The 25,266-nt window shown below is 28.9% G+C and carries 23 protein-coding genes; 1 reads left to right on the top strand and 22 read right to left on the bottom strand.

Translation table 11 applies throughout. From position 1 onward, the window contains the following. Positions 1-15: 15 nt before the first annotated feature. The 11 genes from ACTG46_RS04620 to nifV form a co-directional block, all read right to left on the bottom strand. On the bottom strand, positions 16-870 hold the full coding sequence (locus tag ACTG46_RS04620; RefSeq protein ID WP_054276107.1) for a hypothetical protein: 855 nt from the start codon (positions 868-870) through the stop codon (positions 16-18). 118 nt (positions 871-988) lie between these two features. Continuing rightward, a complete protein-coding gene (locus ACTG46_RS04615) occupies positions 989-2,164 on the bottom strand; it encodes a phosphoribosylaminoimidazolecarboxamide formyltransferase (protein ID WP_054276106.1) in 1,176 nt (391 codons plus the stop codon). A gap of 98 nt (positions 2,165-2,262) precedes the next feature. Continuing rightward, a complete protein-coding gene (locus ACTG46_RS04610) occupies positions 2,263-3,147 on the bottom strand; it encodes a fumarylacetoacetate hydrolase family protein (protein ID WP_054269460.1) in 885 nt (294 codons plus the stop codon). A gap of 234 nt (positions 3,148-3,381) precedes the next feature. Continuing rightward, the gene (locus ACTG46_RS04605; protein ID WP_479923683.1) at positions 3,382-4,077 is read right to left on the bottom strand and encodes a CPBP family intramembrane glutamic endopeptidase; all 696 of its coding nucleotides are present in this window, start codon (positions 4,075-4,077) and stop codon (positions 3,382-3,384) included. A 27-nt stretch (positions 4,078-4,104) separates the two neighbouring features. Next, on the bottom strand, positions 4,105-4,416 hold the full coding sequence (locus ACTG46_RS04600) for a helix-turn-helix domain-containing protein (protein ID WP_054269458.1): 312 nt from the start codon (positions 4,414-4,416) through the stop codon (positions 4,105-4,107). Between the two features lie 188 nt (positions 4,417-4,604). Beyond that, positions 4,605-5,126 (bottom strand): nitroreductase family protein, encoded by a 522-nt coding sequence (locus ACTG46_RS04595; protein WP_054276098.1) that lies wholly within the window; start codon positions 5,124-5,126, stop codon positions 4,605-4,607. A 96-nt stretch (positions 5,127-5,222) separates the two neighbouring features. After that, a complete protein-coding gene (locus ACTG46_RS04590) occupies positions 5,223-5,717 on the bottom strand; it encodes a GNAT family N-acetyltransferase (protein WP_479923682.1) in 495 nt (164 codons plus the stop codon). A 25-nt stretch (positions 5,718-5,742) separates the two neighbouring features. Then, complete coding sequence (locus ACTG46_RS04585) at positions 5,743-6,192, bottom strand: MarR family winged helix-turn-helix transcriptional regulator (RefSeq protein WP_054269455.1); 450 nt, start codon at positions 6,190-6,192, stop codon at positions 5,743-5,745. A gap of 213 nt (positions 6,193-6,405) precedes the next feature. Next, positions 6,406-7,401: an isocitrate/isopropylmalate dehydrogenase family protein gene (locus tag ACTG46_RS04580; protein WP_407812419.1), complete on the bottom strand. Its 996-nt coding sequence runs from the start codon at positions 7,399-7,401 to the stop codon at positions 6,406-6,408. A gap of 21 nt (positions 7,402-7,422) precedes the next feature. After that, a complete protein-coding gene (locus ACTG46_RS04575; RefSeq protein WP_479923681.1) occupies positions 7,423-9,348 on the bottom strand; it encodes an aconitate hydratase in 1,926 nt (641 codons plus the stop codon). 24 nt (positions 9,349-9,372) lie between these two features. Beyond that, on the bottom strand, positions 9,373-10,566 hold the full coding sequence (nifV, locus tag ACTG46_RS04570; RefSeq protein WP_054269452.1) for a homocitrate synthase: 1,194 nt from the start codon (positions 10,564-10,566) through the stop codon (positions 9,373-9,375). Positions 10,567-11,009: 443 nt separating this feature from the next. Between nifV and ACTG46_RS04565 the strand changes: the two genes are divergently transcribed. Then, positions 11,010-12,137: a DEAD/DEAH box helicase gene (locus ACTG46_RS04565; RefSeq protein ID WP_223153306.1), complete on the top strand. Its 1,128-nt coding sequence runs from the start codon at positions 11,010-11,012 to the stop codon at positions 12,135-12,137. Between the two features lie 222 nt (positions 12,138-12,359). On the opposite strand, the gene ACTG46_RS04560 is transcribed toward ACTG46_RS04565, so the two are convergent. The 11 genes from ACTG46_RS04560 to ACTG46_RS04510 form a co-directional block, all read right to left on the bottom strand. Then, a complete protein-coding gene (locus tag ACTG46_RS04560) occupies positions 12,360-12,749 on the bottom strand; it encodes a DUF5071 domain-containing protein (protein WP_407814827.1) in 390 nt (129 codons plus the stop codon). A 173-nt stretch (positions 12,750-12,922) separates the two neighbouring features. Continuing rightward, positions 12,923-14,113 carry a YkvI family membrane protein gene (locus tag ACTG46_RS04555; RefSeq protein ID WP_231301017.1) on the bottom strand — a complete coding sequence of 397 codons (1,191 nt, stop codon included), beginning with the start codon at positions 14,111-14,113 and terminating at the stop codon, positions 12,923-12,925. A gap of 605 nt (positions 14,114-14,718) precedes the next feature. Beyond that, positions 14,719-15,534, bottom strand: coding sequence for an MBL fold metallo-hydrolase (locus ACTG46_RS04550; protein ID WP_479923680.1), 816 nt, complete (start codon positions 15,532-15,534; stop codon positions 14,719-14,721). 185 nt (positions 15,535-15,719) lie between these two features. Beyond that, a complete protein-coding gene (locus ACTG46_RS04545) occupies positions 15,720-17,162 on the bottom strand; it encodes a glutamate synthase-related protein (protein WP_054269448.1) in 1,443 nt (480 codons plus the stop codon). A gap of 126 nt (positions 17,163-17,288) precedes the next feature. Beyond that, positions 17,289-17,675 (bottom strand): desulfoferrodoxin family protein, encoded by a 387-nt coding sequence (locus ACTG46_RS04540; RefSeq protein ID WP_054269447.1) that lies wholly within the window; start codon positions 17,673-17,675, stop codon positions 17,289-17,291. Positions 17,676-17,712: 37 nt separating this feature from the next. Next, on the bottom strand, positions 17,713-18,102 hold the full coding sequence (locus ACTG46_RS04535; RefSeq protein ID WP_054269446.1) for a Fur family transcriptional regulator: 390 nt from the start codon (positions 18,100-18,102) through the stop codon (positions 17,713-17,715). A 31-nt stretch (positions 18,103-18,133) separates the two neighbouring features. Next, on the bottom strand, positions 18,134-18,670 hold the full coding sequence (gene rbr / locus ACTG46_RS04530; RefSeq protein WP_074179207.1) for a rubrerythrin: 537 nt from the start codon (positions 18,668-18,670) through the stop codon (positions 18,134-18,136). Between the two features lie 459 nt (positions 18,671-19,129). Further along, positions 19,130-20,758 carry an IS1182 family transposase gene (locus ACTG46_RS04525; RefSeq protein ID WP_167641160.1) on the bottom strand — a complete coding sequence of 543 codons (1,629 nt, stop codon included), beginning with the start codon at positions 20,756-20,758 and terminating at the stop codon, positions 19,130-19,132. Positions 20,759-20,927: 169 nt separating this feature from the next. After that, positions 20,928-21,776: a PRD domain-containing protein gene (locus tag ACTG46_RS04520; protein WP_167640431.1), complete on the bottom strand. Its 849-nt coding sequence runs from the start codon at positions 21,774-21,776 to the stop codon at positions 20,928-20,930. Between the two features lie 27 nt (positions 21,777-21,803). After that, positions 21,804-23,210, bottom strand: a complete 1,407-nt coding sequence (locus tag ACTG46_RS04515) for a glycoside hydrolase family 1 protein (protein WP_479923679.1) — start codon at positions 23,208-23,210, stop codon at positions 21,804-21,806. 110 nt (positions 23,211-23,320) lie between these two features. Continuing rightward, positions 23,321-25,198: a beta-glucoside-specific PTS transporter subunit IIABC gene (locus ACTG46_RS04510; protein ID WP_167640433.1), complete on the bottom strand. Its 1,878-nt coding sequence runs from the start codon at positions 25,196-25,198 to the stop codon at positions 23,321-23,323. Positions 25,199-25,266: the final 68 nt, after the last annotated feature.

The following is a 25,266-nucleotide window of genomic DNA, read 5'->3' as shown; positions in this document are numbered from 1 at the left end:
ATAGTTTCATAAAGTTTAATCATTATATATATCTAAATATAAGCAAGACGAATCATCTTTTACTTTAAATCGTGGAACTTTAACTGCTTTATAATCGTTATCCTCAAAATCTCTTACCTTATTGTGTATATATCCTATACCAAATTTTTCTGCTATACGTATTAATTCTTCTTCTTTTATGAGATTATATCTATCACATGCACTTGTAAAACCATCACTTGTCAGCATCAATTGAAAATCTTTTTTTATTTCAAGGTATCCATATATAGAATTTTTTACAGCTTCCTCATCAAAATCCAATATCCAATATCCATCTTTTGTATTTTTCTTCAATCTATTACTTACTATTGTATCCATAACACTAGCTTTAATCTCATCAAATGTCATTTCTTCCAAGTTAGAAAGTTTACTCATCTCATCAAATACGATATTATCAAACTTACAAATACTTCTATCCTTTATAACTTTTGAATCACCATTTTTAATGAACAATGCACAATCCCCTAATAAAAAATACTCTACCTTATTTTCATGGAATTTTACGATAGCTATAGAACTCGATGGCAAATCTAATTTTTCTACCTTTATCCCATTTAATCTTAGCTCATACTCTTTTTTTACCTCTATTATTCCACTATTAACAATGCTCTTTAATGATTCTTCTCTGCTTATGTTTTTATATAGGTACCTATTCCACCACTGAACATACCATCTCGCATCACTTTCATTCGATATTAAGTTTTTTCCATTAAGTCCTGTAGCACCATCTAAAACCCATGCACCAAATGGATTTATGCCAACCACATCTTCATTAAATTTAGCTGTTCCTTGACTACATAATAGGCTATAGTCTCTTATATTTAAAGCCATATCAACCTCCAAATTGAATATCTAAAAATAAAGTTCTATTTAAAATTATACAGTAAATAAAAAAATCTACAACAAAACTTGTTGTAGATTTTAATTTAATCTATATTTGCTTTATATTTTAATGATGGAATAATCTATTTTTAGTAAAAGCCATAACTATATTATATTTATTACAAGTTAATATAACATTGTCATCACGAATAGAACCACCAGGCTGTGCTATAAAGCTTACTCCACTTCTTTTTGCTCTTTCTATATTATCTCCAAATGGGAAAAATGCATCTGAACCAAGTGCTACTCCTGTTAAAGTTTTAAGCCATGCTCTTTTTCCTTCTCCAGTTAAAGGCTCTGGTTTTTCTTCAAATAAAGTTTGCCATATACCATCAGCAAGCACATCCATATAATCATCAGAAAGATATACATCAATAGTATTGTCTCTATCTGGACGACCTATGTTCTTTTTAAATTTTAAATTTAATACTTTAGGGTGTTGGCGAAGATACCAAATATCAGCTTTATTGCCCGCAAGTCTAGTACAATGAATACGTGATTGTTGACCTGCACCTACCCCTATTACTTGTCCATCTTTAGCATAACAAACAGAATTTGATTGTGTATATTTAAGTGTTATTAAAGCTATAATTAAATCACGTTTTGCACTATCTGTAAAAATTTTATTATCAGTTGGAATGTCTTTTAATAGGTCTTCATTTATTAATATTTCGTTTCTACCTTGTTCAAAAGTAATTCCATAAACATCCTTTGTCTCAATAGGCTCAGGAGTATAATTTTCATCTATTTTTACAATATTATAGTTTCCTTTACGTTTTCCTTTTAATATTTCAAGAGCTTCATCTGTATACCCTGGAGCTATAACACCATCAGAAACTTCTCTTGCTATAATAGTTGCAGTTTCTTTATCACATATATCTGAAAGTGCTATAAAATCACCATAAGAAGACATTCTATCTGCTCCTCTTGCCATTGCATAAGCACAAGCTAATGGAGAAAGCTCTAAATCATCAACAAAATATATTTGCTTTAAAGTATCTGATAAAGGTACTCCTACTGCCGCACCTGCTGGACTAACATGTTTAAATGAAGTTGCTGCTGGAAGACCTGTAGCTTCTTTTAATTCCTTTACAAGTTGCCAACTATTAAATGCATCTAAAAAGTTTATGTATCCAGGCTTCCCATTTAACACTTCTATAGGGAGTTCTCCATTTTTCATATAAATCTTTGATGGTTTTTGATTTGGATTACAGCCATACTTTAGTTCTAGTTCTCTTGCCATATACTCATCCCTCTCTATAATAAATTAATCATAAATTTGATTAATTACATATTAATTAAATTATTCGTACTAATAAAATTATATGGCATATTTATCCATTAATCAACTATATTTTTTAAAACACCTATCCCTTCGACTTTACATTCAACTACATCACCATGTTTTAGATATACTTGAGGATTCATTCCCATAGCTACACCAGCTGGAGTCCCAGTTGAAATTATATCTCCTGGTTTTAAAGTCATACCTCTTGATAAGTCACTTATTACAGTAGGTATATCAAATATAAAGTATTCTGTATTAGAATTTTGTCTTACTTCTCCATTTACTACACTGCTTATATCCAATTTTAAAGGATGTTCAAATTCTTCTTTATGTACTATGCAAGGTCCCATAGATGTATGTGTATCTAAACTTTTACCTCTAAACCATTGAACATGTTTATCTTGAAGTGCTCTTTCACTTATATCATTCACTATTGTATATCCAAATATATATTCATAGGCATCTTCTTTTGATATGTTTATACCCTCTTTGCCTATAATTACTGCAAGTTCTGATTCATAATCCAACTTTTCAACCAAATCTCCATGTAAGCTTATCTTATCATCCACTCCAATTATTTTATCTGCTCTCTTAGAAAAATAAATTGGATAATCTGGCATAACTACATTTTTTATAACTCCATCTGGGATTTCGTTGACATGGTCTCTATAGTTAAGACCTAAACATATTATATCTTTTTTAGGGCTTACAATTGGAGAACATAATTTCACTTCTTCTAATTTATAACACTTAACATTTTCAAATGAATTCTTCTTTATTGTTTCTAACTCTTCTGTAGATACATTTTCAATAAAATCATTCATATCCATATAGATTCTACTTAACCCTAAACTATTTATTTCATATATACTATTTGTTTCTGAATTAAATACACCTATTTTTTCTTCATTACTACTACAAAAAGTCACAAATTTCATTTTTATTCCTCCATTCAATAAGTTGATTAATATTATTTTATTTTTATTAGTTTATATAAATTGTAATAGATAATATTTATATGTCAATATATATTTATGTATTTTAAAAATATTCAAATAATTTCATGAGATTTATTAAATATTTCTACACAATTTCTCTATAAAAGATAAATAAAATAAGGTTGATTTAAAATTAATTTTAAATCAACCTTATAAAACATCCACTCTATTTAATTAAATTATCTGTCTAATAAATATAGCAAATATACTTCTCAATAGTACACAAAGACCTACATCTTTGAATCTTGATTTAACAATCCCAAGTATAATACCAAAAACGGTACCTATCATAATTTTTGAGATAATTACTTCAAATGTATAACTAGAATTATTATACAAAATTATATAATTTCTTATAACATCCATATATCCTATATTATAAATCCCTGATAATATAGATGTTATACATATAATTTTACTCTTTGACTTTATAAAATTACTTAGATAGTTCCACAGATACTCTCTAAAAAACAACTCTTCAAATACAGGAACTATCAATACAGACAAAATCATCATAGTTATGTTAAAGAATAAATAGCCTTCTCTGCAATAGGTTGATACTATTGCTAAAGACAAAACTACTATAAAAAATATTAGCTTAAATTTTTTAATAAGTAGATTATTTTTATTTTCTTTAAAAGCTTCTGTTATTTTTCTATTTCTTATTTTGTTATACAAAGAATTATCATTCAAAAATAGAATTAATGATAAACCAACTAATGTAAAAGAAATTAAGTTTATAATATTAAAATTTTCAAGAGTAAATTCAAATTGACTTAGAAGTACATAATTCAAAATCATCCTCAATATTTGAACTATAAACATCAATAAAATAGAATCTATTATACATTTTTTATAACTATACTTCATCCCAATTTAAATCACCCCATGTATATGCTAATCGTAAAGTCCATTTAATACTCTACTTACAGTTGCTTTACTCCAACTTGTTTCATTTGAAATTTCTTTATAACTTAAGCCATCTCTTCTTAAATTCTTTATATTGTTTATATCATCATCAGTAATTTGCTTTTCTTTTGGCTTAAGACTATTTTTGTAACTTCTTAGTCTATCCAATTCGGATTTTAAACTTTCTACCTCAAACTGTTTTTTTTGAAGTTTACTCTCATAAGAATCTCTCATTTCATTAAATTCTTTAATGTAGTTTACTTTCCAGTCCTCATCAATTTTTGTTTTAAATATACCCATATTTTAACCTCCTTAGATTTTGTTACTCAAGTTATGTATCGATTATAAACATTAATTTCTATATTTATCTCTAAAATCCTTGTACATAACCACTAGATAAGTTAGTAAAATTCAGATATATTTTTACAATTTTAAGTATATATTAACAATATCAAAAAATATAATGTCTTAATACAACACATTATACATTAAAACTTATTAAAATGAACCTTTTCATACTCCAAATCAGAGTCACTATATGCTTTCTTTTCTTCATCAGGGTATCCTATAGAAATTATACATTCTACACTGTACTTATCAGGTACTTTAAGTTCTTCTCTAATATACTTATCAGCTTCTATATCATCATCATGCATCCTGTTTCTAACTTGTACCCAACAAGAACCTAATCCTAATTCATGAGCCTGAAGTTGTATATATGATGCAGCAATACTTGCATCCTCTATCCAAACATCATTTTTTTCCTTATCTCCAATAATTGCAATAGCTAAAGGTGCATTTTTTAAGAAAAATCCACCACCTTTAGTTCTGCATTGAGATAAGTTAATTAACTTTTCTTTATCATTTACCACTATAAATTCCCACGTTCTAAGACCTTTTGATGATGGCGCTAAAAGAGCAGCTTTTAATATTTTATCTAGTTTTTCTTTTTCTACTTCGATATTTTTATACTTTCTAATACTTCTTCTTCTCTTTAGAAGTTCTATCATCTAAATCATCCCTTTCATAATATCATACACTAAGTTTATATAACATGCCCATTGGCATTGAAAATATATCCTCTATTCCTTATTTGATAAATCCTTTTATAATATTTTATCATAACAATAGAAAGATTTCTCCTTTCCTAAGAAACTCATTTCCCCAATTTTAATAAAACCACACTTTACAAGAAATGCATTCATTTTTGAATTTATTGAATATGTATCGCTTTTTAAATATGATACACTATTTTCCTCAGCTAATTTTTCTGCAAAGTCAACTAATTTAGATGCTATTCCTTTCTTTCTAAAACTTGGATTTACGGCCATTCTATGTATTACCATAGCTTTTTTATTAGAAGACCAATTTAAATCTGCATATTCCTCTGGCTCCTCATAGTTAAGACATATAAATCCAGCTACATCTCCATCTATTTCATCTACATATAAATCTTGTTTCTTAATATCTGAAACAAAGTCTTTATCTGATGGATAATTTTCATCCCATTGTGTATTATTATAATCTTTCATTTCTTCTACTGTTGCTTTTATAATTTTCATAATTTTTTCTAAATCATTCATATTAGCTTTTCTAATCATAAAAATATCTCCTTATATTAATTTGCTATCTCTTTACTTTAAACCATTCTTTTTCCACATTCTTGCTCATTTTTTCTAATACTTTAGTTGCCATTTGTTTTTCTTCTTCTGTAAAATTTTCAAAACACATCTCTATACTTCTATTTTCTTCTTCAATTATCAGCTCATAAACTTCTAAAGATTTATCAGTAGGAGTTAAATTATACCCTCTTTTGTCAAACTCATCCTGCTTTTTATCTACATATCCTGCTTTTATTAGTTTTTGTATTGCTTTGGTTGTTGTAGCCTTATCTACCTTCAACATATTTGATAATTCAACAAGGTTTATACCAGGATTTTCACAGATTCGTGTCAAAAATGTAAATTGTCCTTTTTGCAACTTTAATTCCTTGTACTTTATATCATTTATAGAATTTACAGCTCTAGATAAAGCCCCTACTTCTCTTAATATATTACTTTCTAAATGCTTAATCAAACACACCTCCAATAAATGTATTTATTTTTAGTTGAAAGTTCAACTTTATTTAAATATTACCATATATTGGTTGAAAGTTCAATTAAAAAATAGATTTTTTAATATTATTATTTCTATTTATTAAATAATGACAAACTTAAAAGCTGTTAATCGTCTCTAAAACAATTAACAGCTCTCTTTTAATACACATTATATTTTTATTATAAACATCATCTATCCAATGTATTTACACACTTCATCTGCAAACTCTGTAGTTGTGGCTGAACCGCCTAAATCCACAGTTAATTTACTTCCATCAAGAAATACCTTTTCTAAAGCTGTTTCTATCTTTTGTGCACTTTCATACTCACCTAAGTATCTAAGCATCATTACTGATGATTGAATAAGCGCTGTTGGGTTAGCTTTATTTTGACCAGCTATTTGTGGAGCACTTCCATGAACAGCTTCAAATATAGCACAATCTTTACCGATATTTGCACTTGGAATTATACCTAGACCTCCAACAAGCCCAGCACCTAAATCAGATAGTATGTCTCCATAAAGATTCGGCATTACCATTACATCATAATTTTCTGGATTCAAAACTAAGTTCATAGCTGCTGCATCTACAATCAAATCGTCATACTCTACATCATGTTTTGATGCTACTTCTCTAAATACATCTAAGAACAATCCATCAGACATTTTCATTATATTTGCCTTATGTATAGCTGTAACTTTTTTTCTTTTATTATCTTTAACATAGTTACATGCGAAATCAACTATTCTTTCACTTGCACCTCTTGTTATTATCTTTATACTTTCAGCTGCGTAATCACCTATTTTATGCTCTATTCCAGCATACAAGTCTTCTGTATTTTCTCTTACAACTACTAAATCAACATCTTCATATCTTGATTTGATGCCTTTAAAACTTTTAATTGGTCTTAAATTAACATATAAATCTAATGCCTGTCTTAGAGTCACATTTACACTTCTAAATCCTTTCCCTACAGGAGTAGTGATTGGACCCTTTATAGCTATTTTGTTCTTTTTTATACTATCTATAATATATTCAGGAAGTGGAGTACCATATTCTTCAATAACTGCCTCTCCTGCATTAACTTCTTCCCATTCTATTTCTACCCCAGTAGCTTCTACTACCTTTTTCATAGCTTTCGCAACTTCTGGTCCTATTCCATCTCCTGGTATAAGTGTCACTTTATACATTAAATATTCCCTCTTTTCATACTAATTAGATTGATTTTTAGTGTAATTTAATTTTCCACCAGCTTTTAATACATCAACTTCTTTTGCTGATAATTCTGCCTTAACTTTAAAAGAAGTTCCTTTAGTTGTGTTTTTAACTTCCAAAATTCCACTATCTAAATTATCCAAAATATTTGGTATTTCAAGATTATCTAAAAGAGATAAGTTTTCATAATCTTTCTCATCACAGAACTCCATTGGAATTATACCACTATTTATTAAATTAGCCTTATGGATTCTTGCAAAGCTCTTTACTATTACCCCTTTTACACCCAAATATAATGGTGCTAAAGCTGCATGCTCTCTACTTGAACCTTGCCCATAATTATCTCCACCAACTATAAATCCACCATTATTATCTTTTGCTCTTTGAGGAAATTCTGTATCTACAGTATTAAAACAATAGTTTGCAAGATATGGTATATTACTTCTGAAAGGAAGTAATTTAGCATTTGATGGCATTATATGGTCAGTAGTTATATTATCTTCTGTCTTTAGTATAATTTTTCCATCTATAGACTGACTTAACTCTGTATTAAGAGGGAAAGGTTTTATATTAGGACCTCTAACTACTTCTACATCGCTTCCTACATCAGCAGGTTTTATTATCATGCTATCATCTATTAAAAACTCATTTACATCTAAGTCTGTAAATTTAATATCAAATTCTCTTGGGTCTGTAAGTTCTCCTTTTATCGCACTTACTGCTGCCACTTCTGGGCTCACTAAGTATACTTGTGCTGATAAAGTTCCACTTCTTCCATAGAAGTTTCTATTGAAAGTTCTTAAAGACACAGAATCAGTACCTGGAGATTGCCCCATTCCTATACATGGACCACAAGAATTTTCTAATATTCTAGCTCCAGAACTTATTATATCTGCCAAAGCTCCATTTCTAGCAATCATCTCCATAACTTGTCTTGAACCTGGTGCTATTACCAAACTCACATTCTTATGTACCTTATTTCCTTTTAAGATTTGAGCTACTTTCATTAAGTCTTCATAAGAAGAATTTGTACAACTTCCTATTGCAACTTGGTCTATTTTAATTTTTCCTATGTTTTCAACTTCATCTACATTATCTGGGCTATGAGGTTTTGAAGCTAATGGTTTTAATTCATCCAAGTTTATAGTAATCTCTTCATCATAAACTGCATCTGCATCTGGTTTTAGCTCTATCCATGCATCTCCTCTTCCTTGACTTTTGAAGAATTCTAGCGTTTTTTCATCGCTTGGGAAGATTGAAGTAGTTGCTCCAAGTTCAGCTCCCATATTTGTTATTGTAGCTCTTTGTGGAACAGATAAACTTTTTACACCTTCTCCACCATACTCATAAACTTTACCTACTCCACCTTTTACAGTTTGTTTTCTCAATACTTCTAATATTATATCTTTTGAAGATACCATATTGTTTAATTTTCCAACTAGATTCACTTTACAGACTTTTGGTGCTTTTATATAGTATGCTCCTCCTGCCATTGCAAGAGCAACATCTAACCCACCAGCTCCAATTGCCATCATGCCCACACCTCCAGCAGTAGGTGTGTGGCTATCAGAACCTAAAAGTGTATCTCCTGGTGTTGAAAATCTTTCTAAAAATACTTGATGGCAAATACCATTTCCTGGTTTAGAGAAATAAACTCCATATCTATCTGCCACTGTTTGTATATATTTATGGTCATCTGCATTTTCAAATCCTTGTTGTAACATATTATGGTCTACAAATGCAACACTTCTTTTAGTTTTTACTTTATCTATCCCCATAGCTTCTAATTGAAGATATGTCATTGTTCCAGTAGAATCTTGTGTCAAAGTTTGGTCTATCTTTATACCAATTGAGTTACCAGCAACAGCTTCTCCATCTACTATATGTTTTTTAATTATTTTATAAACTATATTATCTCCCATATTTTCCTCCTAAACAATTATATCTTAAATGTATGAACCTCTAACTGCTTCTTCTTCTGTTGTTTCCTTCTCATGTGCTAGTATATCACAATATAATTGAAGAATTTCTTTGTCCATTAAACTTCTTTTTAATCTTATTGATGTAGCTCTTATAGCATTTAATAGTTTGGTAGCGTTTTCTGGAGAAATATACATTTCGTATTCACTCAACTTATTTACAACTGCAGCTCTTCCTGAATGTTTACCTATTACTATTTTTCTTTCAAGATTTACTTCACTTGGGTCAAATGGCTCATAGTTATGTGGGTCTTTTAATGCTCCATCTGCATGTATACCAGATTCATGTATAAACATGTTATCTCCAACTACTGGTTTCCATGTAGGAAGAATTCTTCCTGATGCCTGTGACACATACTCACATATTCCTCTAAATTTTCTAGTATCTATGTTATTTAAATCACATTTATAAATACACTTAAGTGCCATTAAAACTTCTTCTAATGCTGCATTTCCTGCTCTTTCACCTAATCCATTTACTGTAACTCCAACATAATTTGCTCCTGCTGCTATTCCTGCAAGTGCATTTGCAGTTGCCATTCCAAAGTCATTATGTGTATGCATTTCTATGTCAAAATTAGTTCTTTCATAAAGAGTTTCTATTGTATTCTTTATAGAAAAAGGATTCATAACTCCTACTGTATCACAGTATCTAAATCTATCTGCTCCTGCTTGTTTTCCAACTTTTATAAATTCAGTTAAGAAGTCTATGTCTGCTCTTGAAGCATCTTCTCCATTTACTGAAACATATAATCCATTTTGTTTTGCAAATTCAACTGTTTTAGCCATATTTTCTAAAACCCAACCTCTAGAAGTTCTCAATTTATTTTCTATATGAATGTCAGATACTGATATTGATATAGCTACTGCATCAACGCCACAAGAAATAGATTCTTCAACATCTTTTATTACTGCTCTATTCCAAGCCATTATATCTGATTTTAAGTTTCTACTACATATGTGCTTTATTACATTTTTTTCATCTCCACCCATAGTAGGTATACCAACTTCGATTTGGTCAACACCTAGGTCACTTAACATTTCAGCAATCATTATTTTTTCTCTATTTGCAAATACAACCCCAGCTGTTTGCTCTCCGTCTCTTAAAGTAGTATCTACTATTTTTATTTCCTTTGCTCTATCTTTTGATATAATGCACATATTAATGCCCCCTTAGTATACTTTTAATTTTAAAAACATTCGCTTTTATTTTTCATTGATACCTCTAACTTATGATTATTTTTTTATTTTTTATTCATTTTAATTTCATTTGCAATTTATTTTTTTGCCTTTTCATATCTTGTAATCTATTATATTACTTTATATCATTTATTGCACTATATTTTTTCTTTTTTGTGAAAACTTCTTAAAAATGAAAGTTATTATGTTTTTCTTGCATTTTAATTTAATTTTTAAATAGGTTTATTTTCAAAAAACCTTTAAAAATAAACCTATAAAATTCCTACTAAAATTTAATTTAAGATACATTCCATTTTAAAGTATCTTCATGTATTTCTAAACTATATAAATAATAATCAAAAAAATTACTAAAAATACTTACAAATATGATATTATTAATTGATTAATAAAAAAGAAAATTTTTCATGAAAGGTAAGATAATAATGGATTTCAAAAGCTTAGGGATTAGTGAAAATACAATAAATATTCTAGGAAAATCTGGAATAACAGCACCTACACCTATACAAAAAGAAAGTATTCAATTGATAAAAGAAGGAAAAGATGTTATAGCAGAAGCTCAAACTGGTACAGGAAAAACACTTGCTTTTTTGCTTCCAATATTTGAAAATATATCATTAGATATAGATGATATACAAGTACTTATACTCTCTCCAACAAGAGAACTAGCTATTCAAATAACAGAAGAAGCTATAAAACTTAAAGAATCTAAAGACGTAAATATTCTAGCAGCTTACGGAGGAAAGGATATTGGTTCTCAAATAAAGAAACTAAAAGGAAATATCCATATGATTATAGCTACACCAGGTAGACTTTTAGACCATCTAAATAGAAAAACGATTGACCTTAGTAAGTTAAAAACTTTTGTTTTAGATGAAGCAGACCAAATGTTGCTTATGGGATTTAAAAATGAAGTTGAAGCTATTTTAAAAGAAACTTCAAACAAAAAGCAAACATTATGCTTTTCTGCAACTATGAATTCTCAAGTAAAAAAATTAGCTTATAGATATACGAAAAACCCAGTTATAGTTTCTATTCAAAAAGAAGAAATTACTCTTAATAATATAAAACAAGAAGTAGTAGAAACTACAGATAGAAAAAAACTGGATTCTTTATGTAAAGTTTTAGATGAAGATAATCCTTTTATGGCAATAATATTTTGTAGAACTAAAAGAAGAGTTGACAATCTTGAAGAAGCACTTGCTATAAGAGGATACAATTGTCAAAAACTGCACAGTGATATTGCTCAATCAAAACGTGAAAGAATAATGAAATCATTTAGAAATTTAGATATACAATACTTAATAGCTACAGATGTTGCCTCTCGTGGTCTTGATATATCTGGAGTTAGTCATATATATAATTACGATTTGCCAGAAACATCAGAGGACTATATCCATCGTATTGGTAGAACTGGTAGAGCTGGCGAAGAAGGCTATACATGTGCTTTTATTGACCCTAAAAATGAAAGAATGTTAAGTGAAATAGAAACAGCTATAGAATCTAAAATTAGTAGAAGAATTATAGAATTGTAATATATAGACTACTTAAAATGCCAATAGTATATAAACACTATAATATACAGAAAGTAGGTATCAACTTTTTCTTTATTATAATACTATTTTATATTGTGTAAAAAAGCTGTAACCTTTATGATTACAGCTTTTTCTATCTATTATTAATTTTATATTACCTGTTTTCAAGTTGTTTAATATTAAATTTTACAAATAATCTAAATAAACATACTCAACTATTATTTATAATATTCTTTTTAAGAATACTTTTGATATTTCATCTACCTCTGCTTCACATTCCCATTTAGTTGGATTTTCAGCGATTCTCTTAACAAGTGGAATTATAGGTTCAAGATTTTTATCTACAAACAGTGGCAAAAGACATGAAATTATCCAATATTTCCAGTCATCATCGTCTTCTGAAAGAACATCCATTATTAATGGAGTAATTAACTCTTGATGTAGAGCCAAAACAGGTAAAATTTCTTTTGCAACAGGCCAGTTATAATCTTGCATCCATTCCAATAATCTATAACAAATCGGCCTTATGTCTTCATCAGATAATAATTTTAATTTTTCGATATTACTATTATCAAATTTATCTTTAGGGAGCAATTCTTCAATATTTTCCATAACTTAATTCTCCTAATAAATATATTATGTTCATTATATTTTCCAAATTTTAATTTATCAATTTATTTTTCAACCCTATTTTATCATATTTAAATAGTAATATACTCTATTTTTTTGACTATATTTTCGACTTATTAATTAAACTATATCTTTTATTTAAAGTACTACTCACCTTATAAATTTTCAATATTTTCGTTTAATTCGGCTGGCCATTTAGCTTCTGGATGTTCCTTTGCAAATTTCTTATTCTTATAATGGCCTAATGTAAGGAAAGGAATTACTATAGTGAATAGACCCAAATAACCACAATATCCATATCCGTATTTAACTATATTACTTAATCCTGTAAGAGATATAAGCATTGACACTATCATTATTGCACAGGCTGTAAATACCCTTCTTTTCATTTTTGAAGAAAGGAAAGAAAGTGCTTTATGGTCTTCAAATCTATTTACAAGACCAAATATGGTAGTTACTCCTGTAGACATTAAGCAAAGGAATAATGCAACATTATAAATTATATATATAGTATTATTTCCAGATTGACTTGCAACATAAAGAGTAGGAAGTGTTGTTTGACCAGCAGCAGTAAATTCTTTATACCATCCCATTAACATAGTTACAGCAAGCCCTAACGCAACTGCATTCATAATAAATGAAACTACCATTGCTTTAGTCGCTTCTTTTGAGTTTTTAAGAAGTGGTCTTGAACATCCTGCAAGTGTAGGTATAACAACTGACTGAAAACCTGCATAAATAAAAGTATTGAGTATTGGCTTGATATATCCTGGTGTGAAACTAGTTCTATTTGATAATATTCCTGTTATTTCTGGTACCTTAGCTTTTATCCCTACAACAAAAATAGTAAGTGTACATATTAGTATAGCTATTGTCATTGCTGTAGCTGCTTTAGATACAAGCATAGCTCCAAATATAGTAAAGGCAAGAAGTACAATTCCTATAATAAATACAGATACAAAATAATTCATACCTATACTTTGGAATACTGCTGCTGCACCTGCTATTACAGCACTTACGGCTATTAAAACCATTAGATAGTAATATATTTCCCATATTATTTCAAGTTTTGGATATGGACTCCAAAGTTCACAAAATAAATCCTTATAATTCCTACAATTATTATTATTATACATTATAATAACTTCTCTCATAGTAGCAGTAAGTATAATCATTGCTAAAACTGCCATGAGTGGTGCTGTCCATCCATACTGCACATAATACTGAGTTTCTTGATTCCCTGTAGCAAATCCTCCTCCAGCATGAGAGCTAAAAAGAACACTTGCAACTCCAAAAATAGCTAAAATAGAGCCTGTTGCTTTTGCTTTTTTTACATTTTTTTGCATGAAACCATCCTCCCCTAAAAATTATAACGAAAGTTTATTTTTTAACACTTTCTTGATAAAACAATAACATTTTTGTTTCTTAAATTCAACCTGATTTTTCCAATAAATTAGCATTTATAGTTTATCTTTCACCTTATATTAAATATTTTTGATATATTTATTTTGTTTTTTAACTTATATTTAAATCTTTTTGTTTTTTATTCTTATGAAATGTCTTTTTTGATGTTAAATTTTATACAAATTATTTTTTATTATTACATAATTATTATTTAATAATATAATAATTATTATAATATATTGAGTTTGATATAGTATCATCTTTATTGAAACTATTGGATTCAATAAGAATAATCAATATAATTTCTAAAATAATTCATAGATATAAATAAATTCACTTTATTTACTACTTATTCTCTTATTATTAATACATGATAAAATTGTTTATTAATGAAAATATAATCTCATTAAAAATAATTTTTTTACAATATTTCATATAATACTATATTAATTTTTTTAAAAATAAATATAATAAAAGGAGCTATCTTAAAAATGATTTTTTCTAATCAAATTTTAAGTTCAACTCCTTTTAAATAGCAACTTAAATTTTATATGTTTAAAGTCAACCCTACTCCAACTTCATTTACACTTAAAGTTTCATTCATCTTAGCTTTTACTTTAAAAGAAACACAATGACAAGGGTACAACATTTTTATTCCTTCTTTCTCTAAATATTGAATTGTACTATCTAACCTATCATCCAATTCAAAAAGATGAAAACCTCCTAATATACCAATGATTCTGTCATCTCCGCATACCTTTTTAGCATACTCTACTATATTACAAATTCCACTATGAGAACATCCTGTAATAATAAAAAGACCTTTATCAGTTTTACAGACTATAGCAGAATCATCTAAAACACAATCATCTTCCCACAAATCTCCTACTTTATATTTGCCCATTTTAGCTCTTTTTTCAAAATTATGTACAGTAGGTATTTCACCTAAAAATATGCAATTCTCACTTATATTAAAAGGTTTTTCTTGAGGATTATATATAAAAATTTGTTTAATTTCATCAACAGAAAATGGAGCACCTATATTCTCATTGCCTTCTTTTTTAGGTATAAAACAATTGGGATGTGCGACAAGCTCAACTTTAGATAAATCATACTTATCTTTCAGAAACTTAATACCTCTTGTATGGTCATTATGCCCATGAGAAAAAACAACATGAGTTAAGTCGCCTAAATCTATATCTAGCTTTTCAGCATTTGATATAAATACATCTGAATATCCTGAATCAAATAAAACTTTATTACCATCAATTTCAATATAATAGCTTACTGCTGGTTCTCCAACAAAATATCTATCAATGTATGTATTATTATCAACAAGAACTTGTATCTTTAACCTTTCCATGATAATCACTCCTTAAAATATTATTTAGTTTAATAGTACGATATCACAGAATATTTTACAATTTAATATTTTTAATTTTCACAATAATAAAGAGAACTTTACAAAGTAAAATTCTCCTTACATAAACTATATTCACTCTTATTTTTATAAATATATATATCTATTAATAGTTCTAAACTTAAAACCTATACATGTTGTATATTTGTATAATTTGATATTTCAGAGTTAACTGTATACAAATCATCAACACTTAAATCATGTATATCCTTATGCCCAGAAACCCTAGCAAAAGTCTTAAGTTCTTCTAAACTTACATTTAAGAAGTTTGCCACTCTATTAGCACTATTTTCTATATGTAATCTTTTTCTTAATTCTTCATCTTGAGTAGCTACTCCTACAGGACACTTACCAGAACCACATATACGATACTGTTGACATGCAGCTGCCATAAGAGCAGAACTTGCAATAGCAATTGCATCAGCACCCATAGCTAATGCCTTAACAAAATCAGTAGATACACGAAGTCCACCTGTTATAACTAAATCTATATCTAATTCATGTGTATCTATATATTTTCTAGCACGATGAAGAGCAAATATTGTTGGAATTGAAGTTGCATCTTTAAGCAATTTTGGACTTGCGCCAGTAGCTCCACCACGACCATCAATAGTTACAAAGTCAGGTTTCGCATAAGCTATAAATTCCATGTCCTTTTCAATATGTCCTGCTGAAATTTTAACACCAATTGGACGCCCTTCTGAAACTTCTCTAAGCTCATCTACAAGTTTCTTTAAGTCTTCTTTAGACTGTATTTCCTCAAAACAAGATGGACTTATTACATCTTGACCTACAGGCTTATTTCTCACCTTTGCTATTTCTTCAGTAACCTTTTCGCCAGGAAGATGACCTCCCATACCAGGTTTTGTTCCTTGACCAATTTTTATCTCTATAGCATCAGAATTTTTAAGATTTTCTTCAGTGACACTGTACTTATTTGGTACATATTCAAAGATATACTTGTATGAAGCTTCTTTTTCTTCTGGTAATATACCACCTTCCCCACTACACATAGCTGTCTTACTTTTAGCTGCGCCCTTTGCTAAAGCTATTTTTAGTTCTTTAGACAAAGCTCCAAATGACATGTGTGAAATATAAACTGGATTTTCTATAATCATAGGTTTTTTTGCTTTTTTTCCTATTATTGTTGTTGTATTTACTTCATCATGCTCATTTAAAGGTAATGGATTTAATTGAGCACCCATAATTAAAATATCATCCCAAGAAATTACTGGTAGTTTAGTTCTCATAGGTTCTATTATAGACTTCCCTGTAACAGCCATTTCATGGATTATGTCCATATGTTTCTCAACTTCATCATCTCTTCTTAAATATGTATTTATGTAGTTTAAATCACCTGTTTTTTCACTAGTTACCTCAGTCTCATTTTCAGCAATATCTTCTGCTCCCTTTTCATCTTCTTCATAGTAAACAGTACTTATCTTTCCAAAATAACTACGACCTTTTGTACATACAGGGCATTCCCAGTCTTCACTCAATTCATCCCAAGTTTTATCATTCTTAGATTCATCATAAATATATCCACAAACACTACATTTATAAATTGACATATTATTTTCTCCTTATGTTATATTGACATTAAATAAAACTAAAAATTGAATTTATATAAATTTATAGGAGGCCATTTGTATAAAATACATTTATAGCCTCCCCTTTAAATTCAATTTATTTAAATATTACAGTTCAGCCTTCCATAATCCATGTAAATTACAGTAAGCATATGCAGAAATCACTTTATCATCATCATTCAAAGCAAATTTAACTATAGGTTCTCCATCTACTGTTAGACATTTACGTTGACCACCTTGCTCAGTCATAAGATATACCCATGCTATATGATGTTCTTTAGTCATTGGATGAGCAACACTACTTATTTTTACAGTAACATTATTTCCTTCTACTTCAATCACAGGTACATGTTTTTCAACTGCTGCATCTGTTGTATTAGGAACAAGCTCTTTCATAGGCTTTCCACAACAGAAAACAGGTACGCCACTATTTTGTATCATTCCTACAATATTTCCACAAGTCTCACATATAAAAAATTTTTGTTCACTACACATAAACTCACCTCATTAATTATTTTTTAGAATTTGAAAGTTAACCTACTTGGCTACACTTTTCACAATTATTACAAATCCCTTTAAAACTTATGTTATAAGATGTTATTTTTATGTCTGTTTCCTCTGCTATTGATTCTTTTAAATTATTAAGAACATCAGATTCTAAATCGTACACCTCTCCACATACTTCACATATGATATGATAGTGATTATCTATTCTACCATCAAATCTATCTGGATTTCCTGGAATACTAACCTTTCTTATAAAGCCATGTTCTGTCAGCTGGGCTAAATTTCTATACACAGTTCCTAAGCTTAAATTTGGATTATCTTTTTTTAAATTTTCATATAGGTAATCCGCAGTAGGGTGAACCGGATTATTTAATATTTCATTTAAAATCAGTTCTCTTTGTTTAGAAAATTTCATAGTTAACATTCCTTTTTAATTATAATAATTTTTAATAGTTTTCAGCTTTTATATTGAAGTAAGCCTTTGGATGGTCACATACTGGGCACTTTTCTGGTGCTTCAGTACCTACATAAACATGACCACAGTTTTGACATTGCCAAACAACCTCTTCATCTCTTTTAAATATTTTTCCTTCATTTAAGTTTTCTAAAAGCTTTAAGTATCTTTCTTCATGTTCTTTCTCTATTTTTCCAACAGCTTCAAATAAATAAGCTATTTTGTCAAATCCTTCTTCTTTAGCTTCTTTAGCAAATTTTGCATACATATCAGTCCACTCATAGTTTTCACCTGCTGCTGCATCTTTTAAATTTTCTTCTGTTGAAGGCATGCCATCATGTAAAAGCTTAAACCATAACTTAGCATGTTCTTTTTCATTGTTAGCAGTTTCTTCAAATATAGCAGCTATTTGATTATAGCCTTCTTTTTTAGCTTTTGAAGCATAGTATGTATATTTGTTTCTTGCTTCTGATTCTCCTGCAAATCCTGCCATTAAATTTTTTTCTGTTTTAGTTCCTTTTAAATTCATAATTAATTCCTCCCTTTTCAATAATAGTAATGATTACTATTTCTATATTTATATAATATATTAATTTCCACATTTTGTCAACTATATATAATATTCTTTTTTTTATTTAAATATTCTCATTTTCTAACATATTATTAAAAAAATATATTTTAGATTTATTCTCAGTCCATGAAATATTTTTTAGCTACAATTTTTATTTCTTTTCTGATGTAAATACTTTTGAAAATTATGTTATATATATTTGATGAACTACTCACCTTGCCTACTTTTATATAAAAACAAAGGGGCTGTCGCATGGGCAAATTAAATTTGTTCTGTGAGAGCTCTTTTTACTTATCTTAATAGGTATATTTTTAATTATTTTATATATAGTTTATTTTCTAAGTAAAATTATGCATGACAAATATAAGGTATAAAAATACCATTTTTTCAGATAATATTTGATTATAAATAATAAATTTAGAATGCTTTTTTTAAAGTATGAAGATATATTCCACATTTATTTTTTACTATTTTATTGTGTAGCCTAGAAATGTTATGAGCTATCGCTACAATAATACACTCTGATAGAACATTTTCTTTACCTCGGCTTAAAAATCTTCTAAATTTCATATTTTGTTTTACTTGAGCGAAAGCTCCTTCTGCTTGTATACTTCTATTCACTCTAAGTTCACACCCCTCCGGGCTCATAATTCTATTTAAGTTTTCTTTCCTTTTTTCATGAAACAACTTAGATACTTGTAAGTTTTTAGTCCTATTTTCAAGAGAAATCTTACTATTACTTCTCTTAATGCAACTACTTTTATATTGACAATCATGACATTCTTCACAAGTGTAACAAGTTATTTCGCTTTTATAACCTGTTTTTGACTTTCTATTTATTATTTTATTAGCAAGTAGTTTTTTATTGTTTTTACAAATATAATAATCATTTTTTTCATCATAATCCATGTTATCAATATGTCCAATATTATTTTTATATTTTCTAGTTTTACTAATTTCATAATTTGCAGGTTTTATGAAAGATAATTGATTATTACACTCTAAAAATGTATAGTTTTCCTCACTTTCATACCCAGAATCAGCAACTATTTTAGGATATTTGAATTTTGCATAGTCCTCAATCGATTTTAAAAACGGTATTAATGTTGTCGTATCAGTAGGTTGATGTCCTGAACTTACCCAAACTATATATTCTGAATCTACACCAAATTGTATATTATATGCTGGTTTCAATTGTCCATTTTTCATATGGTCTTCTTTCATTCTCATGAAAGTTGCGTCATTATCTGTTTTAGAATAACTATTCCGTTCACCCATTATATGAAGGTCTTTAGTATACTTTTTCAATCTATCAATATAATTATTTAATTGCTCTATAGATTTTTGAACCATAGATTTTTTCTTTCCTTTTCCATGAACAAATGTTATATTTAATTCTTTTGATATTTTTTTTAGTTTCTTTAAAAGTTTCTTCAAATGGTAGATTTTTATTTTATCTTTATAAATTACTTTAATACCAAAATCAGTTTCACATTTTAATATGAAGTCAGATATATTACTCATCATTTTAGCTATATTTTTATTTATAGCTTTTTTCCAAACAAAAGTATATCTATTTGCAGATGACTCTATTTTTGTGCCATCAATAAATAGAGTGTCCATTGAAATCTCCTTACTATCTCCAAGAAAGTTTGTAAACTGTGCAATCAAAGTTTTGCTTATTGGTGAAAAATGAATACTACGGAATCTTGCAATTGTTGAATGGTCTGGAGGTGAGGCTCCGCCTAGAAGATACATAAAGTTAATATCTCTTTTGCATGCTTTCTCTATTTCTCTTGAAGAATAAATACAGTTCATGTTTGCATATATTATAATTTTCAAAAGTTGTCTAGGGGTTACTTTATTTACTCTAACTCGAGAATAAGTCTTATATAATTTTTCTAAATTCATCTCCTCAATAATTTGACTTAATAACCTTACAGAATCATCTTTTGGAATCATGTAATCAATATTTAGTGGTAACTTAAATTGATAATTATCACCATAAGTAGTATAATCAGTTTGTATAGTATTTTGTTTTAGCATACAATTATTATACAGGAATCCCAAGCTCTTTTGAACTTGGGATTTATTTTTTTATACAAAAAAGGGCGTAGCACTATTTTATAGTGCGACAGCCCCTTTAAGTAATTTCCTTATTAAAATTTAATTAATTCTTGTTTTTGTTATCAGATTACTAATATACTAAGATATTCTAACAATTTTCATCTAATTCTCCTAAAATCTTATGAACATGAATCATTAAATATAATTCCTCTTGTTTAGGCAATTTTCTAGAATACTCCTTGTATATATAAGCTCCTATCTTTTTTACACATTCATACTCTTCCTTACAATTTTTTTGAACTTGCTCATAAATAAAATCTATCTTTTCTTTTGATGGTTCATTGGCTAGAAATCTTTGTGAAAATGCCTTTAGATGCATTACAAATCTCCTATAATAAAATGACTCTTTATTATATACAATAGAAAAGTGATAATGAACTATCTGCAAAATAGCATTTACAATCTTAGCACTTCTCTTATTTCTATCACTATAGGGATTATCCTGTTGTGCATTTATAAAATGACCTGCTATATTACCAATTTCCTCTTCTGGTAACTCTAAGCCAAGAACCTCTTTAAAAACAGTAATTGCATATCTTCCTATATCATATTCTTTTGGGTTAAACTCTTTTATTTCAAACAAATAGTGATTTTCAATCATTATACCTTCTTTAAAGCGTCTCACTGCAAAGGCGATGTGGTCAGTTAAAGCCAAATATATATGGTTCATAAGTTTTAAGTTATATTTTTCTATTCCATATGCGATTATCATTTGAGCTATACCAAAGTATTCTGCATCTATTTCTGATGCAAGTTGTATAATACTCTTTTTTGTATTTTCATCATGAAGAACAAAGGTCTTTTCTATATCTTCTTTATTCAACTCAGACCCAACCTTATAATTGTGACCAATACCTTTCCCCATCAATATTATTTCTTCGCCATTATCATCCTTTGCAAGTAGCAATGAATTGTTTAATACCTTTGTAATATACATACTAAAACCCTCAATATATATTTATGTTTATTTTGTTATTCCATTGTTCTCTATAACTTCTTTATACCAGTAAAAACTATCTTTCTTTATTCTTTGTAAGTCTAAAACTTCATGGTCTGTTCTATTTATATAAACAAGTCCATAACGCTTATTAAAACCTTGTGAAGAACTTAAAAGGTCTGTAAATGACCATGGACAATATCCAATCATCTCTACACCATCTTCAATAGCTAATTTACATGCATTTATGTGACTTCTTAAATAATCTATACGATAGTCATCATGAATTTTTCCTTTTTCTAATACATCTTTAGCTCCAAGTCCATTTTCAGTTATTATAACAGGTAAGTGGTATCTTTGCCAATATTCATTTAAAGCTACCCTAAGACCTGATGGGTCTATTGATGCTCCATATTCTGAAGCTTTCAGATTAGGATTCATCGACATTTTAAATAATCCATACATACTAAAATCAACAGTTCCTTCTCTTAAGCCAAGTGGATGTTGCGAATCCTCAGGTAAGGCTTCTGCACAATTTGTTCTATAGTAATTTACAGCTATAAAATCCATTTTAGATTTTCTAAGTATTTCTTTGTCCCCTTCTTCCATATGAGGAATTATATTTCTTTTTTCAAGGTAATTCATATAATATCCTGGATATTCTCCATAATGATGCATATCAAGCATATAGTACACTTTAAAGTTATCATTCATTCTAGCAGCATACACATCTTCTGGCTTGGATGTAAGAGGATATGTTACAGATGATGATACAGCTGCTCCAATTTTACTTCCTTCTATCATTTCATGGCATGCATTAACTGCTAATGCATGTGCTAGACAAAGGTTGTAATCCATCTGAGCACGCATCTTATCTATCTTCCATGGGTCTGTTTCATCATATATATTAATTCGCTCCTCTACTCTAACAATTAGATTCTGTTCATTATGAGGTTGCCAATACTTTACTCTATCTCCAAAATACTTAAAACATATTTTAGCAAACTTTTCAAAAGCATAAACAGTTTTTCTACTTTCCCATCCATTGTATTTCTCTACTAGTGCAAATGGAAGGTCAAAATGGTATAAAGTTACAAATGGTTCAATATCACACTCTATTAGTTTATCTATTATCTTGTTATAAAAATCTATACCCTTTTGATTTATCTCTCCTTCACCATCTGGAATTATTCTAGCCCATGAAATTGAAAAACGATAGGTCTTCATCCCTAAATCTTTCATTAATTCAATATCTTCTTCATAGTTATGATAAAAATCTGATGCTATCTTAGTATCTGCTTGTAAATGAGATTTTTTAAAAGAATTGTAGTCAGCAACGGTTTTGCCTTTATTATCTTCATCCCAAGCTCCTTCTACTTGAAATGCAGAGGATGATGCTCCCCATAAAAATTTTTTTGGAAATCCTGTATTCATAAATATTTCTCCTTTTACATTAATTATTTTCTTTATTAATTCATTGCAGTAAGCTCACTTTTTTAATATACTTGATTATTCATTTTTTACTTATTTCTAGTTAAATTAACTTAGTTATTAGCTAGTACTAATGAAATAATATTATCATTAGTAGATACATAACTAGGCTTACAAGAAACTACTTGTCCAAAATCAAATGTATTATTTACTATAACTGGTGTAGTTACATCATAACCAGCCTTTTTTATTTTATCTATATCAAAGGATATAAGTTTATCGCCTCTCTTCACTAAATCTCCTTGATTGACATGTTTTGTAAAGTATTTACCATTTAACTCTACTGTATTAATTCCAACATGTATTAACATTTCTGCTCCATTATCTAGCTTTAATCCTATTGCATGTAATGTTGGAAATAAAGAAGCTACTTCACAGTCAGTAGGTGCTGTTATTACTCCTTTTGTAGGTAATACAGCTATACCTTCTCCCATAGCTTTTGATGCAAATACATCATCCTTTACTTCTGATAACTCTATACATTCGCCCTCAACAGGAGAAGTTATATCAATAACACCATCTTGTGTTTCTATTTTTATAACTGAACTCTCTTCTTTTGAAACTTCTTCTAAATCTTCAAATCCAACTATATAAGTTGAAATAGCTGACCCAAAAAATGCTATAGCACAACCTCCTAAATAACTTAAAAATCCTAATGTACCTGCTTCAGCATATACAGGTATAGTTAAAACACCTTGGTTTGCAAATGCGTTACCATAAGCTCCACCCATTCCCATTATGGCACCTCCAATTGCACCACATATTACAGCACATACCATAGGTTTTTTCAGCCTAAGATTAGCACCGTATATTGCAGGTTCAGTTATACCAAATAGAGCTGTTATAGTTGCAGACATAGAAATTGTTTTTAGACCTTGATTTTTGGTTTTGAAGAATACCCCTAGGGCAGCTCCTGCTTGTGAAAAGTTAGCAGCTCCTGCAAATGCCAATAAATTTTGTCTTCCTGTCTGAGCAACATCACTTATACCTATTGGCAACAGCGCTCTATGTGCACCAAATATAACCAACACACACCATAAACCACCTACAAAAGCTCCACACAATGCAGGGCTTAGTTCATAAATATACTTATAAGAAAAGTTTATTACATTTCCTATATATATCCCAATTGGTCCAAATAGAAATAATGTTGCAGGTAGCATTATAACTAATGATAGTGTGGGAACCATTATTATTTTGATTACTTCAGGGATATACCTTTCTAATACTTTTTCAACATATGAAAGAGCCCATATAGCAATAATTATTGGAATAACAGATGATGTATATGTAGCTTTAGTTACTACCAGCCCTAAAAATCTAACTGTCTCTTCACCTGCCATCAAAGTTGTAAAAGCAGGATAACAAAGTGTAGCCCCTAGTACCATTGATATTATTTTATTTGCATTAAATACCTTAGCCGCAGTATATCCTAGTATAATTGGCATAAAGTAAAATATGGAATCAGCCATAGCATTTAAAATGATATAACTTTGAGTTTCTTTTATATCCACTCCATTTTTATTCATATAATACATTGCAAGGACTGATAAAATACCTTTAATCATACCAACTCCTGCTATAGCAGGTATTGTTGGTGTGAATATACCAGCTACTGCAGATAATATCGAATTCATTATACCTTGTTTTTCCTGATTTTCATTTCTTTTACTTACTTCATTTGTTTGAGGAACCATTTTTATGACCTCGTCGTATACTTTTTTTACTTTATTACCAATTACAACTTGTATTTGACCCATACTCTCAACAACAGTTATTACTCCTTCTGTCTTGGATAACTTCTCTTTATCCACTTTAGAAGAATTCGTAACCTTAAATCGAAGCCTTGTCATACAGTGAGTCACTTCATTTATATTCTCTTTTCCTCCTACGTTTAGTAGAATTTCTTGAGCTATATTTTTATAATCCATAAAAAATCCTCCATTTTAAATTATAGGCTTTTTGTTTTATGGCCATTTAAACAAAAAAATCGAACCAA

The organism is Clostridioides sp. LIBA-7678 (assembly GCF_056716065.1).
This window is presented reverse-complemented; position numbering and strand designations above follow the sequence as displayed.